The organism is Sphingomonas sp. H160509 (assembly GCF_024124765.2).
Classification (GTDB): domain Bacteria; phylum Pseudomonadota; class Alphaproteobacteria; order Sphingomonadales; family Sphingomonadaceae; genus Sphingomonas.
The window spans coordinates 1,148,111-1,162,417 of record NZ_JAMXSR020000002.1; the positions used below are offsets into that span (position 1 = coordinate 1,148,111).

Sequence of the window (14,307 nt, forward strand, 5' to 3'; positions counted from 1 at the left end):
AACCGCTTCGGCGCCGACCGGTCGCTGGAGCAGATTGTCACTCGCTACGGCCGCGAACTCCTCCCTCGCTCTGGTCTCCGCTCGGCAAGGTCAGACCCGGCGATACCGCGTTGACCGCGATGCGCGGGCCGAGCGCCTGTGCCAGCATCGTCGTCGCCCCCCTCCAGCGCGATCTTGCCGCAGCTATACGAGAAGAAGTCCGGGTTGAGGTTGGCCACCTTCTGGTCGAGCACATTGACCACCGCGCCATCGGTGACATCGTCCTGCGACGCCAGCGCAGAGGCCAGCAGCACGGGAGCGCCACAATTGATCGCGCCAAGCTCGGCGAACAGCATCGGATCGACGGTCGGCGGTCGGTCGAATTCGAACTTCGACGCGCAGTTCACCAGCCCGTCGATCGGCCCGCCAATCGCCGAGCGTGCCGCCGCGAACAGGTCGCCGATCGTGCCCAGATCGCTCAGGTCACCCGCTATCGAAGCAGCATGCCCTCCCCCGTCGACGATCTCCGCCACCAGCGCGGCCGCCTCGTCGGGCGAGTGTCCCTGATGCACGACCACGGCATGCCCGTCCGCAGCCAGCCGCCGGACGATCGCCGCACCCAGCCGCTTCGCCCCGCCCGTCACCAGGACGGTTCGCATCAAACGCCACGCCCCATCAAGGCCAGCACTTCCTTGCGGCTGCGCTCGTCGTCGCGGAACACGCCCATCATCCGGCTGGTGACCATCGTCACCCCCGGCGTGCGGACGCCGCGCGCGGTCATGCAGGCATGGCTCGCCTCGATCACCACCGCGACGCCCTGCGGCTTTAGGTTGTCCCAGATGCAGTCCGCCACTTCCGCGGTCAGCCGCTCCTGCACCTGCAGCCGCCGCGCGAACCCGTGCAGCACGCGCGCGAGCTTCGAGATGCCGACGACATGATTGCGCGGCAGGTACGCGATGTGCGCCTTGCCGATGATCGGCGCCATGTGATGCTCGCAGTGGGACTGGAACGGGATGTCCTTGAGCAGCACGATCTCGTCGTACCCGCCGACTTCCTCGAACACGCGTTCGAGGTGTTTCGCAGGATCGTCGCCATAGCCCGCGCAATATTCCTTCCACGCACGTGCAACACGGCGCGGTGTATCGAGCAGCCCCTCGCGGGTCGGATCGTCGCCCGCCCAGCGGATCAGCGTACGGATCGCCGACGCTACGTCTTCGGGCACAATCACCTTGCCGTCGGGACCCAGTACATCGCCCCCAGCTGGCCGCCCCTCGGACCCGTTCAGTTCATCCCGCATCGCAACACCCTTTGTCAGCATACCCAAACATCGGAACATGGGTCCTCTTTTGCAACTGTTTCATTTCAGCAACGCGCCATAAATCCCAGTAATCCGGGGCTCAAAATGCGTTGACGCTAGATCGTTTTCGTCGTTACTTCGCCATACCTGAAAAACTAAATCGTGAATCGGCACAGACCGGCACGATCGGGGGAGAGGACTGACATGGCCAAGTTCGAATTGCTCGCCGCCTCGGCGATGATACTCCTGTCGATTGCGCCGGCAATGGCCCAGACGGCCACCACATCGGCTGGAAATGCCGGCCCCACCAATGGCCCCGGGCAGGAAGCGCCGTCGACGCCCAGCACATCGACCCAGACCACCCCCGCCGATACCGCGGCCAGCGCCTATGCGTCGCAGGATATCGTGGTTACCGCGCAACGCCAATCGCAACGTTTGCAGGATGTTCCGATTGCAGTGAGCGCTTTTACCGCGGACACGATCTCGAAGCAGCAGATCGTCAACCCGAGTGCGCTCCAGCAGACGTTGCCCAACGTCACCTTCACCAAGACCAATTTCACCACGTCGAGCTTCACGATCCGCGGCATCGGCGATCTCTGCGTCGGCGCGACCTGCGACCAGGCGACCGCGATCCACGTCAACGACATGCCGCTGGTCACCACGCGACTGTTCGAAAGCGAGTTCTTCGATCTCGAGCGGATCGAGGTCCTGCGCGGCCCGCAGGGTACGCTGTTCGGCCGTAACGCGACCTCGGGCGTGGTCAACTTCATCACCGCCAAGCCGGACCTGTCGGGGATCCACGCCGCCGCCGAGGCCGAATACGGCAATTATGATTCGAAGCGCGCGCGGGCTATGATCAACCTGCCCTTCACCGACACGCTCGGCATCCGCGTCGCGGGCACGTATCTCAACCGCGACGGCTATACCAAGAACACCTATGACAATTCAAAGATCGATGGGCGCGACCTGTATTCGATCCGCGGCACGTTGTCGTGGGAGCCGACCAGCGATACCCGCGTCGACCTGATCGGCTATTATTTCCGCGAGAAGGACAATCGCAGCCGTATCCAGAAGCAGCTCTGCCACCGCGATCCGACCGGCATCCTGGGCTGTCTTCCCGACCGGCTCGCGAACGAGACGCCGAACGGCAACTCGACGCTGGCCGCGACGCTTGCCTCGACTCAGTATTTCGGGATCGCCGGCACGCAGCTCGGGCATCCCGAGATTGCCGCGATCGGCCTGCAGAACCTGTATGCGACCGACACCTATGCCGGGGTGGTCAATCCCGGCGACGTCCGCACCGTCCGGATCGACTCAAACCCAACCTATTTCGCCGAGGAAGAGCAGTACACCGCCAAGATCTTCCATGATTTCGGTCCGGTTTCGTTCAACTTCACGGGCGGGTTCTCGCGCAACACCGTCGACAGCACGACCGATTTCAACCTCGCGGTCGAGAATCCCCTCGCGGCCAATGTCGGCCTGAACACGCTGAACGCGATCGGCCGCCCCGGCGTGGTGATCCCGCTTCCCGGCGGCGCGCTGGTCAATACCGGCTATCTCAATGGCGTCCGTTCCGTGCTGATCCCCAATGGCCCGGCCGGCGGCGCGTGCCAGTCGGGTGCCGATCCGAACAATGTCGGCGTGTTCGGCGGCAACGGCATCGGCTGTTATGCGCAGAGCCTCGACGTCGATCGCTCGCGCCAGGTGAACCGGCAATATTCGGCCGAGGCGCATATCGACAGCTCGTTCGACGGCATGTTCAATTTCCTGCTCGGCGGCATCTATGTCGACTCGCGCAGCCAAAACACCGACTATTTCGTCAACGCGTTCGGGCTGGATTACGCATCGGGCGTGCTCGGCGCGGCCAGCTCGGCGGCGATCCCGGGCGTCAACGGCAACGCGTTCCTCGCGACGCCGTTCTACCGCAACGACGGAGACGATTTCCGCCTGAAATCCTACGGTATCTTTGGCGAGACCTATTTCGAGTTCAACGACAAGCTGAAGCTGACGCTCGGCCTGCGCTACAATCACGACGAGAAGGACGTGAAGGCGCGCAACATCACGCTGAACGTGCTCACCCCGATCGGCGCGACGAACATGACGCAGGGGCTGAACTACACCACCACCGATTTCGACTCCACGCGTGCCGGGGTGCAGGAATATGCGCTCGACAAGGTCAGCTTCTCGCGGCTCACCGGCCGTGCGGTGATCGACTACAAGATCTCGCCCGACAATCTGATCTACGTGTCCTATTCGCGCGGCTACAAGTCGGGCGGCATCAATCCGCCACTGCCCGCGACCTTCTCGGTGCCGACGACGTTCACGCCCGAGAAGATCGACTCGTTCGAGATCGGCTCGAAGAATACCTTCGGTAACGGCGCGCTGCGGCTCAACGTCACGGGCTTCTACTACAAGTACAAGCAGTTGCAGCTGAGCCGGATCGTCGCGCGGACCGCGGTCAACGACAATGTCGACGCCAATGTCTACGGCGTCGAGGCGGAAGCGATCCTCAGCCCGATCCCGGCGTTCGTCGTCAACATGAACGCGAGCTACCTTCACAGCGAGGTGTCGGCGGACAAGTTCCTGGTCAATCCGCGCGATCCGTCGGGCGGCCGCTCCGACGCGGTGATCATCAAGGATCTGCAGAGCGCCGCGAACTGCGCGGTCGTGCCGACCACCGCGGGCAATATCGTCGGGGTGAACACCTATGTCGGCGCGGTGAACTCAGGTCTCGGCTTGCGCGCACCCGTGGCGATCCAGACGACCAACACCACCGGCGCGTACAGCCTGTGCTCGGTGCTGGCCTCCACTGCAGCCAATCCTCCAGCGGCGCTGCGCGCGCTGTTCGGCGTCCCGACCGGTGCTCTGCCGTACAGCGTCATCGACGGCGTCGGCGTCAACATCCGCGGCGGCAAGCTGCCCCAGGCACCGACCTACAAATTCTCGGCGGGCGCGCAGTACACGATCGGGTTCGGCAACGGCATGTCGATCGTGCCGCGCGTGGACCTCAACTACACCGGCGGCTTTACCGCATCGATCTTCAACCAGCTGGTCGACCGCGTGCAGGGCTACGAGGTGATCAATGCGCAGGTGCAGCTGAACGGCGCCGAAGACCGCTGGTTCCTGCGCGGCTTCGTGCAGAATTTGACGAACAATGACTCGATCACGGGTCAGGCGGTCGGCGATCAGTCGTCGGGGCTATTCACGAATATCTTCACGATCGACCCGCGCCGGTATGGGATTGCGGCTGGGTTCAAGTTCTGAGGGGGGGACTGGAGCGATCCTCCCCCGCCAGGGGGAGGTGGCGGCGAAGGTTACGAAGGGGGAGGACATGGAGCAGAGGGCGGTGCGTGCCTCCCCTCCGTCTGGCAAGTGCCAGCCACCTCCCCCTTGCGGGGGAGGATTTCAAACCCTCCCCCGCCTCGCAATGGCGGGGACACTAACCGGTCTCCCGGCGGCGTGACGGAACCGGAGCAAGGTGCCTGCCGTACGGCACAGACTTGAGCTTTCGAAGGATAGCCACCGCATTGCTCCCCTCCCTGGAAGGGAGGGGTTGGGGGTGGGTCGGTCTGGATTGGCCGCGGTGTTCACCAAGCAGCCTACCCACCCCCGGCCCCTCCCTTTCAGGGAGGGGGGAAGATAGCAGATGCTCGTCCTCACCGAAGAGGAAAGACGATCACTTCAGGCGCTTGGCGTGCCACGCGACATGATCCGGCATGAACGTCGAGATGAAGTTGTAGCTGTGGTCATACCCAGGCTGCATCCGTAGCGTCAGATCGATCCCCGCCGCCGTGCACGCGTCTGCCAGCAACTCAGGCTTCAACTGTTCGACCATGAAGCCATCGGCTTCGCCCTGGTCGACCAGGATGTCCTCCACCCGCGCGCCATCTTCGATCAGCGCACAAGCATCATAGGGGCGCCACGCCATGCGGTCCTCCCCGAGATACCCGCCGAGCGCCTTCTCGCCCCAAGCACACTGCAACGGCGCGACGATCGGGGCGAAGGCCGACACACTCCGGAAGCGCTCCGGATTGCGCAGCGCGATCGTCAGCGCGCCATGGCCGCCCATCGAGTGGCCGAAGATCCCCTGCCGCGCCATATCCGCCATCGGAAATGCCGCCGCGAACAGGGCGGGGAGTTCGTCCTCGACATAGGTCCGCATGCGGAAATTCTTCGCCCAGGGCTCCTCGGTCGCATCGACGTAGAAGCCCGCGCCCTTGCCGAAGTCGTACGCCTCGTCATCCGGCACGTCGTCGCCACGGGGCGAGGTATCCGGTGCGACCAGGATCACGCCAAGTTCTGAACACGCGCGGCGATACTCGCCCTTGTCCATGACGTTGGCGTGCGTGCAGGTGAGCCCCGACAGGAACCACAGCACCGGCAACCGCGCGCCCCTCGTCATGCGGCGGCACGTAGACCGCGAAGGTCATGTGGGTGCCGGTCGCGGTCGAGGCGTGGCGGTAGACGCCCTGCGTGCCGCCATACGCCTTGCTGGTGGATACGGTTTCCATCACGCGATCCGGTGCAATGCGCAAAGCTTGTTGCCCGACGGGTCGCGCAGATATGCCAGATACATCGTGCGACTGGCGGTACCCTGGCGGATACCGGGCGGGTTCTCGCAGGCAGTGCCGCCGTTTGCGAGGCCCGCGGCGTGCCACGCATCGGCAGCCTCGGGCGACGCGGCGACGAAGCCCATCGTGCTGCCGTTGCCATGGCTCGCCGGCTGCCCGTCGATCGGCTTGGTCAGCAGGAAACGGCCGCCGGCGTGGGCGTAGACCACCCGGCCCCATTCATCGACCACGCCCTCGGGCACGCCGAGCGCGCCCAAAGCCGCGTCGTAGAACGCCTTCGACGCGGCGATATCGTCGGCGCCGAGCATGATGTGACTGAACATGGCCCCGCCTCTCAGTAGATTACGACGGAGCGGATGCTCTCGCCAGCGTGCATCAGGTCGAAGCCCTTGTTGATCTCGTCGAGCGTCAGGCGGTGGGTGATCATCGGGTCGATCTCGATCATCCCGTTCATGTACCAGTCGACGATCTTCGGCGTATCGGTCCGTCCGCGCGCGCCGCCGAACGCGGTGCCGCGCCAGTTGCGCCCGGTGACCAGCTGGAACGGCCGCGTCGAGATCTCCTTGCCCGCCTCGGCCACGCCGATCACGATCGAGGTGCCCCAGCCGCGATGGCACGCCTCGAGTGCCTGCCGCATCACCGTCGTGTTGCCGGTCGCGTCGAACGTATAGTCCGCGCCGCCATCGGTCAGCGCGACGATGTGTGCGACGATGTCACCCACATCCTTCGGGTTGGCAAAGTGCGTCATGCCGAAGCGACGGCCCCATTCCTCACGGTCGGGGTTGATGTCGACACCGACGATCATCCCTGCACCGGCAAGCCGCGCGCCCTGGATCACGTTCAACCCGATCCCGCCGAGCCCGAACACGACAACCGTGTCACCCGGCTGCACCTTCGCCGTGTGCACCACCGCGCCGACGCCGGTCGTCACGCCGCAACCGACGTAGCACGAGGTATCGAACGGCGCGTCCTCGCGGATCTTCGCCACCGCAATCTCCGGCAACACGGTAAAATTGGAGAAGGTCGAGCAGCCCATGTAATGGAAGATCGGCTGGCCCTTGTAGCTGAACCGCGTCGTCCCGTCGGGCATCAGCCCCTTGCCCTGCGTCGCGCGGATCGCGGTGCACAGGTTGGTCTTGCCGCTGAGGCACGACTTACACTGGCGGCACTCGGGGGTGTAAAGCGGGATCACGTGATCGCCGACCGCGACGCTGGTCACGCCCGCGCCCACTTCGCGGACGATGCCCGCGCCTTCATGCCCAAGCACGCTCGGAAACAAGCCTTCCGAATCAAGCCCGTCGAGCGTGTACGCGTCGGTATGGCAGATGCCCGTCGCCATGATTTCAACGAGGACTTCGCCGAATTTCGGCCCTTCAAGGTCCAGTTCGACGATCTCGAGCGGTTTTTTTGCCTCGAAGGCTACGGCGGCGCGGGTCTTCATGAGTGGGTCTCCTTGATTGCCGCCCTGATGGCCCTCGCGCCACGTCTCCGCAACCCGCAGGCGATGCAACCATTGCCGCGTTGCCGCGCTTGATCCTTTCAAATCAAGGAGATGGCGCGATGAAGGATCCGAAGAAGGGCGACGAGGTCACTTGGAAATCGCACGGCGGCGAGGCGCACGGTACGGTCGAGAAGAAGCAGACCACCGATACGAAGATCAAGAGCCACACCGTCAAGGCGTCCAAGGAGGAGCCGCAGTTCATCGTAAAGAGTGACAAGGGCGGCAAGGCAGCGCACAAGGCGGACGCGCTCACCAAGGCGTGACCACGCGCGCAGTGCCCAACGCACGCGCGCAACAGGAAGGAATGCTTATGGCTACAGCTCCCAAGACCGGCGGCATCCACGCCCCCGTCCAGCCCTCTCCCGAGCTCGGCGAGATCGTCGGCAACGACAAGCTGCCGCGCAGCGAAGTGATCAGCAAGGTGTGGGTCTACATCAAGGCACACAACCTCCAGAACCCCGAGAACAAGCGCGAGATTCTGGCTGACGAGAAGCTGAAGAAGGTCTTCGGGCGTGACAAGTGCACGATGTTCGAGATGAACAAGTACATCTCGCAGCACGTCAAGGCCTAACCGCCAGCACTGCACGGCAAGCGGCGACGGGGCATCGTGAGCGATACCCGTCGCCCCTTGATCTAACCCCGTCGAGGGTTCGTAACATCGAGATTATCGTAGTGGCTCGAACGTTACCGCGCACGATCGGACGCTAGCCCCGCGCTTGATCGTCCCACCCGACCGGCGTAATGCGCCAGCCAATGCCCCCGTAGCTCAGCCGGATAGAGCGACGGTTTCCTAAACCGTAGGCCGCGTGTTCAAATCTCGCCGGGGGCACCAGCTTTTCCGCGGAAATCCGCCGAAAACTGGCACTGCACAAAGCGCGAAACGCGCGAAAACCCACGGTTCACCCCGACACAGCAAGCGGCACAATCTGTTCCGCGCCCGTTCCGCCGACGAACCACGTTTTGTCGGCGTCAAATTGCGCGTGCGCCGCCCCCCGACACCTAGCCTGTAGAGGCTTCCGCGCCTGCACTTACCGGCGCTTTTCACCCCAAAACACGTCCGCGCGGCTGAACACACCGATTCAGCTGGCGCTTTCGTGCGCCCATCGACTTCCCACCGGGAGCCGACACGATGTCGCTTATCTTCTCTTCCACACCTACGCTCCGGGGCTTCGGCCAGATCGCAGGCACCATCGCCAAAGCTGCAGACGGATCCGTCCGAGATCGCGGACCCGACGCGCAGGTTCGCCGCGGCTGCGTCGACGAGGCCGCGCCAGCCGCGCAGCCTTGGGACCGCAACCGGTTCGGGTCGACCGCCGAACGGATCTCGACCGTTGAATCGCTGGTGGCGGTCGCGAAGGAGCTGCAGGCAGAACATGCTGCGGAATTCCCGCGGGGCCGGAAGCTGCAGCTCGAGCACGATCACGAGGTGCTGTCGGCCGAGCTGAAGGAACTGATGGGCCGCCCCGTCGCGGATCGTCCAGTCGGACGGCCCGCCACCATCCGGATCGCGCTGGACGCCATCGAGGTCGATCTCAAGAAGCACTCGCTCGGGATTACCCGCACCGACGTCGCGGTGTACGAGGCGGTTTTCAACTTCCTTTGCTTCGCGGGTTCGGGACGCTGGTTTCCGTCATGGGGTAAGATCGCGCAGGCCGCTCGATGCTGTGAGAAGAGCGTCGGCCGAGCGTTACGCCGCCTCGGGCATCACGGCCTGCTCGCATGGATTAGCCGCAGCACTACTAAGTCTCGGCGGAGCGATCCTGCGCTGAAGCAGCGGGTGCAAACCAGCCACGCATATTTCCTCGATCTGAAGAAGCGGATGGCCGAGCGCGTCTATCAGCGCTTCCTGCAGCTGCGCGAGCGTCGTGAGCGTAGGTTCGGCCGGTCGACTGTCGCTGAGCCTGTCCAGGCACCACCGCCGCCCCCAAGCAAGGAAGTCGCCGCACAACGCAGTGCGATCGCCAGCCTCGGCGCTTCCCTCTTTAGCTCAGACGGACATCTTGGCCGAGTATGAAGCATATAGGTTTATAGATCAGAAAGAACGTCTCCGCTGAACGCGGAGCCGGCGCTAGTTTGATTTCCCCCAAGGCCGAAACGGCATGCCTCCAAGGACCCGACCGCCAAGACCCGGCTGTCGGAACGAGGCGGCTTGCGCCGCCCCGGGCTGTCGATGGGGGAAGTGTGCGAAAGTCGTTGTTCTTTTCTTGCGTCGCGTATGCGGCGCTGGATCATAGACTGACCAACAGATCCGCCCACTCCTGGAACAGATCGCGGAGGCGCTGAAGCTGAGCGCTACGATCGTAAGCGATCCCTCACCTTGTCCTTAGGCGTATGTGCCAGGGCCTTCTCGATAACGTCGCGGTCTGCCCCTTCCGATCGCTCGTTCATCAGCGTCGAGAACGTAGCGCGCCAGCCGTGAGGGACATGGCGCCCCGCGAAACCGGCGCGATCATACAACGCGCCGATCGACTTCTCCCCAATCGGGTTGCCGGCGCCGGCCGACCGATCGAAGATCAGACCGTGCAAATTTGCATCCTCCGGATGCAAATTGACACGAACCTCGCGCAGCAACGCGACCGCCTGGCGCGACAGCGGCACTAAGTGGTCGTTCTTAGCATCGAGCTTTTTCGCTGCCGCCAGTTTCATCCGGGCGGCCGGTACCCGCCAGAGCGGCGCAGCCCCGTCGAGATCGTCGATCTCCTCCCAGCGCGCGCCGCGGACCGCGGCGAACCGTACAGCGGTCAGTGCCAGGAACCGCGAGGCAAGTTTCACCGCCGGCGCGACGTCGACCAGCTCGGCCGCGGCGAGCAGTTCGCGCGCGTCCTTGATCTCGAGCAACGCCGGATGATGCTGCGCCGGCGCCGGCGGGATGAGCGCGCGGCTAACGATCGCCGCGGGATCCTGGTCGACCAGATCCTCCGCCATTGCGTACGCAAATACGGCCGAGATCCGCTGCCGGACTCGGCTCGCCGTGACCAAGCTGCCGCGCTCCTCGATAACGCGTAGCGCGTTCAGAATGACAGGCACGGTGACCGCGCTGATTGGCATCGCGCCGATCGCCGGGAACACGTCGCGTTCGAGGCTCGCCAGGACGTCGGCAGCATGCACGTCGGTCCAGCGCCGGCGCATGTGCGCGTGCCACTGGCGCGCGACGTTTTCGAAAGCACGAGCCTTGCCGGATTGCGCAACTTCGCATGTCCGAGGATCCTCGCCGCGGCCGAGCTGCTCGCGCACCTGGTCGCACCGGCCCCGGGCAGCATCTAGCGACACTTCGGGAACAGCACCGATCGTCAGCAGCAGCTCCTTGCCGTTGAAGCGGCACTTGATCCGGAACGACTTCCGGCCAGTCGGCGCGACGTAGAGGTGTAGGCCGCCCTGATCGAACAGTTTGTAGGCGGCCGCGCGCGGCCGCGCGGCTTTCACCGCAGCGTTGGTCAGCATAGGATGCCTTTCAGGGGTGGTTAAATGATACAAGAATCGATCGACGTTGTCGGGAAGCTCGGTCCGCTAGCTGTTGCGGTCGCGGTGTTTTTGACGAACCGCTCTCAGACAAAGTGGGCGAATGGACTCGCACGTAGAACGGCTGCAGTCGAAGATCAGAAGTTCCGCTTGGCGCTTCTCGATCGACGCCTGGTTGCGCTGGAAAACGTTCAATTTGCAGTGAACGAATTTTGGATCGCAGGCGCGGCCCGGCAGGATTCCGCTGCAAAGGTAAGTGAAGCTCTTCGCATTGCGGAACTGGTTTTCGATGATAAAGAAAAGGCTGCCGTCGAGCGATTCCTGCAGCAGATCTACAAGTGGCAGGAGCTAAACCGCCGCTTGGATACTTACCGCGACCGAGGTGATCCCCGCTTCCAGGCGGTATGCGATGAGCTTTTCGCATTTGAGGATACGCTGACGGACGGGTTTGTTCCGGTGCTTACTACGCTGCGGGAGGCCATCCGAGTTCGGTCTATCCCCGCCCTTGCGCCGCCTACATCGTGGCGCAGCACCCTCAAGCGTCTAAGGCGTGCAAATTAAAGCGTCACTGCGGCGGAGACGTTCTCCGCCGCGACGACGCATTCCCGCAGCTTGAAACTCAGCCACACCCCACCTTTTGAGGTTGAATACCCCACGAACCGCGGACGGAACCGTCATTTTAGTGCGTTCTTACAATCGGCGCTTTGTGCCCCACTAGACCTTGATCGAGTCAAAGTGGGGGCTAAAAGCCAGTTGGACCTGACGATCGACGGATTCGAAAATCATGGCTATCCCATCGGTGAACGCTCAGCGTCTCGATACATTACGAGCAGCCGTTGCGTGGGCACTCCAGATCGCCGACGATCTCGAACAAAACCTCATCGCTACGCATTTAGCGACTGCACTCTCGCTGACCGAAGGGTCAGTAGAAGCGGAACTCAATCTTCCCTGCCCCTGATTGCGGGGTGACATCCTCCGCCGCAAATGCGGTTATCCCGAGTTCGAAGCGGCGTCGGTACCCCGTTTCGAGCACACGGTACCCACAGCCGCGCTGTCTGCAATTCTTACAATCCTGATAAAGATTTTTGCAGGGATCGGTGCGCGATCTATGAAACGTCGCATGCAAGGTATCGAGCGCATAACGGAGCGAACCTTCGAGGCGGGATTGATCAACAGCCGGACGGCTGATGGCACTCAAGACGACTGCCCGTACGATGAATGGCTCGCTCCAAACCTGAGGCGCGCCTGGATATACGGTTGGGTATCTGGAAAGCAGGGTCGTCCGTGCAGGCGGACGCTACGACTCAGTTAACCGAGCCCGCGCCGAAGGACGTCTCCGGTAAGATCGACGTCTTTTCCGACGCATTGCATCGTCATCGAATTTTGGCCTGCCTATACCATATCCAATAGTGCCAGGTGACCAACGGCAGGATTGGCAAACTGTCACAATCCTTTCGAATATTGATCCATATTGACTCGAACCGCATACTTGCGTTTATTTCGTCTTGAATACGACGCCGCGTTGAACACCGGTAACAATAGCTGGTCTCTGTAGCCTGACGTTCATCGCAACATCCGTACCTCCCGTCGCCGAGGCTTGGAGTGCAAAAGTATGCATAATGTATCGAAGATGCCAAACTATGATCGGCTAATTGCGAATGAGCAAATAACGGTTGAGGGCCCGAATGGTCACAAACTGGGAGGCGATGCCTCTGAGGTATCTCTTCATTCCTGGGAACGTGTAGGTACTCTCGCCCATGCGAAACGCAGCGCGATCGTATCGGCTCTCCAAGATTGTGACTACAATGTCGCGGCGACCGCCGCGAAGCTCGAGATTGGGCGGAGCACGATTTACCGCCTATTCGAGGAGTACCGCATCGAGCCGTCTGTCCGAAAAGCTTCGGTCGTACTCGAGAATGGCGGACCAATCTGTCACGTCGTCGTAGACCAGCCCCCCAACGTTCGCTCCAGACTGTTATTTGAGGATGGCAAGCTGAAGCTGGTCGAGCTGGCGGTTCGAAACTGAGATCTAATGGAAAATGCGGCGGAGACACCCTCCGCCGCAGCAACGGTTCTCTGCGGGTTTACACCGGTGATGTACCCCGGTTTTGGGGGCGTGATACCCCGACGATCGCCGCGTATTTGATACTCGATAGCACGAACGTCGCAGGGGTTTTCCGAGTCAAAGCACGAGCCTAGCGGTCGACGGATTAGTCGACCCGGTAACTAAAAGCACGAGGCCCCGATCGCGCTTGAGTCATTAACCGTCAGACTGCTGTCGGACCGGTCCGAGAACCCTCGCCGTCCATCGACCAGGTGTTGCAACAGGTCTTAGCGAAGCTGATTTTCGGCAGCAAACTGGGTCGTCGCCAACCTACTTTGGTGGTTTGCCTCGCGAGACTTCCGAAACCTGTAGAGTGGCTTCTCTACTCCAATATTCATTATCCAAGCATACACCAGCGTTAAACCTGCCGCGACGAACGCGATGACGATGAAATGCTGGCCAGGAAAGAACCTCTCAGCAAGTTTTATAGCGATGATCTGGAACAGGTATACGCTGTAGGAAACCCGACCAATCCACTGAAGCCAAGGCATCAGCAAGACCGGGGACGTGACGCGGTTTGGCGTTAGAATAAAGGCGAACACGATGTAAAGACCAACGCCCTGGACAGTGTACCGGAACACCTCGGCAAAGATAGGATTGCGGACCAGCGCAGCGCCGAGAATGAGTGCTAAGCCCAAGCCAAACTGCCAAATGGACGGTCGCCAGCCATCTGCATCGAGGACGGGGTTCTTGAATAGTGCCAGCGCGCACCCGGCCAGTATCGAGTCAGCGCGCGTATGACTGAAAAAGTAGTTCAGTGTGATATCGTGCCCGACCGCCATATGCCCGATGCGAGCCAACAGGGGGGATGAGGCAGGCAGCGGCACAGGCAATTGCCGCAGTGCGCGAAGTAAGGCGCATCAGCGCGAGACCGAACACGAAGGGGAATATTAGGTAGAAGTGTTCCTCGACTGCCAACGACCATAGCGGAGGGCCTGGAAGGCCCGCATGCGGCCCCCAAAGGCGCTCATAGTTCGATAGAAACCCGATTTGCGACAGCACGCTGCCGATATCCAGGCGCTGGACCGTCAACAACCCGAGCGACAAAAGCAGACCGCTTACTGCTAAGGTTATGTACAGGGGCGGAAATATACGGAACGAACGACGCACGTAGAAGGCTATCAGGTCAATCTTACCGGTATTTCCGGCCTCTACTCGAAGCAGTGATGTGATGAGGTAGCCGCTGAGGAAAAAGAATACCGTTACGCCGAGACCTCCGGGAACAAGGTTATGAAGCGGTCCCAGGTGGCTAGCAAAAACGATCAGAACCGCGATTGCTCTGACGCCGTCTAGTTCGGCGATCTTTGGAAACTCCGGCATCAACGTATCGACTATGCGCATATTATCCCCCTGCACACCGCCTTATAAGGTCAAAGCGGAAAGGGGTAACTTTAAG

The 14,307-nt window shown here is 62.1% G+C and carries 14 protein-coding genes, 1 tRNA gene and 1 pseudogene; 8 read left to right on the forward strand and 8 right to left on the reverse strand.

Going from position 1 to position 14,307, the window contains the following annotated elements:
• Positions 1-44: 44 nt before the first annotated feature.
• Both NHF48_RS07180 and folE read right to left on the reverse strand, forming a co-directional pair.
• Complete coding sequence (locus NHF48_RS07180; RefSeq protein WP_342454602.1) at positions 45-638, reverse strand: SDR family NAD(P)-dependent oxidoreductase; 594 nt, start codon at positions 636-638, stop codon at positions 45-47.
• On the reverse strand, positions 638-1,276 hold the full coding sequence (gene folE, locus NHF48_RS07185; protein ID WP_253070677.1) for a GTP cyclohydrolase I FolE: 639 nt from the start codon (positions 1,274-1,276) through the stop codon (positions 638-640). The genes NHF48_RS07180 and folE overlap by 1 nt, the downstream gene beginning before the upstream one ends.
• 204 nt (positions 1,277-1,480) lie before the next feature.
• On the opposite strand from folE, the gene NHF48_RS07190 reads away from it, so the two are divergent.
• Positions 1,481-4,540, forward strand: coding sequence for a TonB-dependent receptor (locus tag NHF48_RS07190; protein WP_253070678.1), 3,060 nt, complete (start codon positions 1,481-1,483; stop codon positions 4,538-4,540).
• Positions 4,541-4,952: 412 nt separating this feature from the next.
• On the opposite strand, the pseudogene fghA reads toward NHF48_RS07190, so the two are convergent.
• The 3 genes and pseudogenes from fghA to NHF48_RS07205 form a co-directional block, all read right to left on the reverse strand.
• Positions 4,953-5,787: pseudogene (gene fghA / locus NHF48_RS07195) on the reverse strand (S-formylglutathione hydrolase).
• Positions 5,787-6,170 (reverse strand): VOC family protein, encoded by a 384-nt coding sequence (locus tag NHF48_RS07200; RefSeq protein ID WP_253070679.1) that lies wholly within the window; start codon positions 6,168-6,170, stop codon positions 5,787-5,789. The pseudogene fghA and the gene NHF48_RS07200 overlap by 1 nt, the downstream one beginning before the upstream one ends.
• Positions 6,171-6,181: 11 nt before the next feature.
• The gene (locus NHF48_RS07205; protein WP_253070680.1) at positions 6,182-7,288 is read right to left on the reverse strand and encodes an S-(hydroxymethyl)glutathione dehydrogenase/class III alcohol dehydrogenase; all 1,107 of its coding nucleotides are present in this window, start codon (positions 7,286-7,288) and stop codon (positions 6,182-6,184) included.
• A gap of 119 nt (positions 7,289-7,407) precedes the next feature.
• Between NHF48_RS07205 and NHF48_RS07210 the strand changes: the two genes are divergently transcribed.
• From NHF48_RS07210 to NHF48_RS07225, 4 genes are all read left to right on the forward strand, one after another.
• The gene (locus NHF48_RS07210; protein ID WP_253070681.1) at positions 7,408-7,611 is read left to right on the forward strand and encodes a DUF2945 domain-containing protein; all 204 of its coding nucleotides are present in this window, start codon (positions 7,408-7,410) and stop codon (positions 7,609-7,611) included.
• A gap of 47 nt (positions 7,612-7,658) precedes the next feature.
• The gene (locus tag NHF48_RS07215) at positions 7,659-7,919 is read left to right on the forward strand and encodes an SWIB/MDM2 domain-containing protein (protein ID WP_031394799.1); all 261 of its coding nucleotides are present in this window, start codon (positions 7,659-7,661) and stop codon (positions 7,917-7,919) included.
• Positions 7,920-8,103: 184 nt separating this feature from the next.
• Positions 8,104-8,180, forward strand: a tRNA-Arg gene (locus tag NHF48_RS07220).
• Between the two features lie 297 nt (positions 8,181-8,477).
• A complete protein-coding gene (locus NHF48_RS07225) occupies positions 8,478-9,362 on the forward strand; it encodes a hypothetical protein (RefSeq protein WP_253070682.1) in 885 nt (294 codons plus the stop codon).
• Between the two features lie 278 nt (positions 9,363-9,640).
• Here NHF48_RS07225 and NHF48_RS07230 read toward each other — a convergent pair whose 3' ends face one another.
• Positions 9,641-10,789, reverse strand: a complete 1,149-nt coding sequence (locus NHF48_RS07230) for a tyrosine-type recombinase/integrase (RefSeq protein WP_253070683.1) — start codon at positions 10,787-10,789, stop codon at positions 9,641-9,643.
• Positions 10,790-10,957: 168 nt separating this feature from the next.
• Here NHF48_RS07230 and NHF48_RS07235 point away from each other — a divergent pair, with 168 nt between their 5' ends.
• The 3 genes from NHF48_RS07235 to NHF48_RS25825 all read left to right on the forward strand — a co-directional run bounded on the left by NHF48_RS07235 (position 10,958) and on the right by NHF48_RS25825 (position 12,833).
• Complete coding sequence (locus NHF48_RS07235) at positions 10,958-11,368, forward strand: hypothetical protein (RefSeq protein WP_263816807.1); 411 nt, start codon at positions 10,958-10,960, stop codon at positions 11,366-11,368.
• A gap of 223 nt (positions 11,369-11,591) precedes the next feature.
• A complete protein-coding gene (locus tag NHF48_RS07240; RefSeq protein ID WP_263816808.1) occupies positions 11,592-11,765 on the forward strand; it encodes a hypothetical protein in 174 nt (57 codons plus the stop codon).
• Positions 11,766-12,437: 672 nt separating this feature from the next.
• Entirely contained in the window at positions 12,438-12,833 is a 396-nt protein-coding gene (locus NHF48_RS25825) for a helix-turn-helix domain-containing protein (protein ID WP_446741204.1), read from the forward strand.
• A 305-nt stretch (positions 12,834-13,138) separates the two neighbouring features.
• On the opposite strand, the gene NHF48_RS07245 is transcribed toward NHF48_RS25825, so the two are convergent.
• Positions 13,139-13,693, reverse strand: a complete 555-nt coding sequence (locus NHF48_RS07245) for an acyltransferase family protein (protein ID WP_253070685.1) — start codon at positions 13,691-13,693, stop codon at positions 13,139-13,141.
• The gene (locus tag NHF48_RS07250; protein ID WP_253070686.1) at positions 13,638-14,252 is read right to left on the reverse strand and encodes an acyltransferase family protein; all 615 of its coding nucleotides are present in this window, start codon (positions 14,250-14,252) and stop codon (positions 13,638-13,640) included. Before NHF48_RS07250 ends, NHF48_RS07245 begins: the two co-directional genes overlap by 56 nt.
• Between the last annotated feature and the right edge of the window lie 55 nt (positions 14,253-14,307).

Coding starts and splice junctions, on each gene's coding strand:
- NHF48_RS25825 (WP_446741204.1), top strand. CDS start 12,438: ATGCCAAACTATGATCGGCTAATTGCGAATGAGCAAATAACGGTTGAG.
- NHF48_RS07200 (WP_253070679.1), bottom strand. CDS start 6,170: ATGTTCAGTCACATCATGCTCGGCGCCGACGATATCGCCGCGTCGAAG.
- NHF48_RS07245 (WP_253070685.1), bottom strand. CDS start 13,693: ATGGCGGTCGGGCACGATATCACACTGAACTACTTTTTCAGTCATACG.
- NHF48_RS07190 (WP_253070678.1), top strand. CDS start 1,481: ATGGCCAAGTTCGAATTGCTCGCCGCCTCGGCGATGATACTCCTGTCG.
- NHF48_RS07230 (WP_253070683.1), bottom strand. CDS start 10,789: ATGCTGACCAACGCTGCGGTGAAAGCCGCGCGGCCGCGCGCGGCCGCC.
- NHF48_RS07205 (WP_253070680.1), bottom strand. CDS start 7,288: ATGAAGACCCGCGCCGCCGTAGCCTTCGAGGCAAAAAAACCGCTCGAG.
- NHF48_RS07240 (WP_263816808.1), top strand. CDS start 11,592: ATGGCTATCCCATCGGTGAACGCTCAGCGTCTCGATACATTACGAGCA.
- NHF48_RS07215 (WP_031394799.1), top strand. CDS start 7,659: ATGGCTACAGCTCCCAAGACCGGCGGCATCCACGCCCCCGTCCAGCCC.
- NHF48_RS07225 (WP_253070682.1), top strand. CDS start 8,478: ATGTCGCTTATCTTCTCTTCCACACCTACGCTCCGGGGCTTCGGCCAG.
- folE (WP_253070677.1), bottom strand. CDS start 1,276: ATGCGGGATGAACTGAACGGGTCCGAGGGGCGGCCAGCTGGGGGCGAT.
- NHF48_RS07180 (WP_342454602.1), bottom strand. CDS start 638: ATGCGAACCGTCCTGGTGACGGGCGGGGCGAAGCGGCTGGGTGCGGCG.
- NHF48_RS07250 (WP_253070686.1), bottom strand. CDS start 14,252: ATGCGCATAGTCGATACGTTGATGCCGGAGTTTCCAAAGATCGCCGAA.
- NHF48_RS07210 (WP_253070681.1), top strand. CDS start 7,408: ATGAAGGATCCGAAGAAGGGCGACGAGGTCACTTGGAAATCGCACGGC.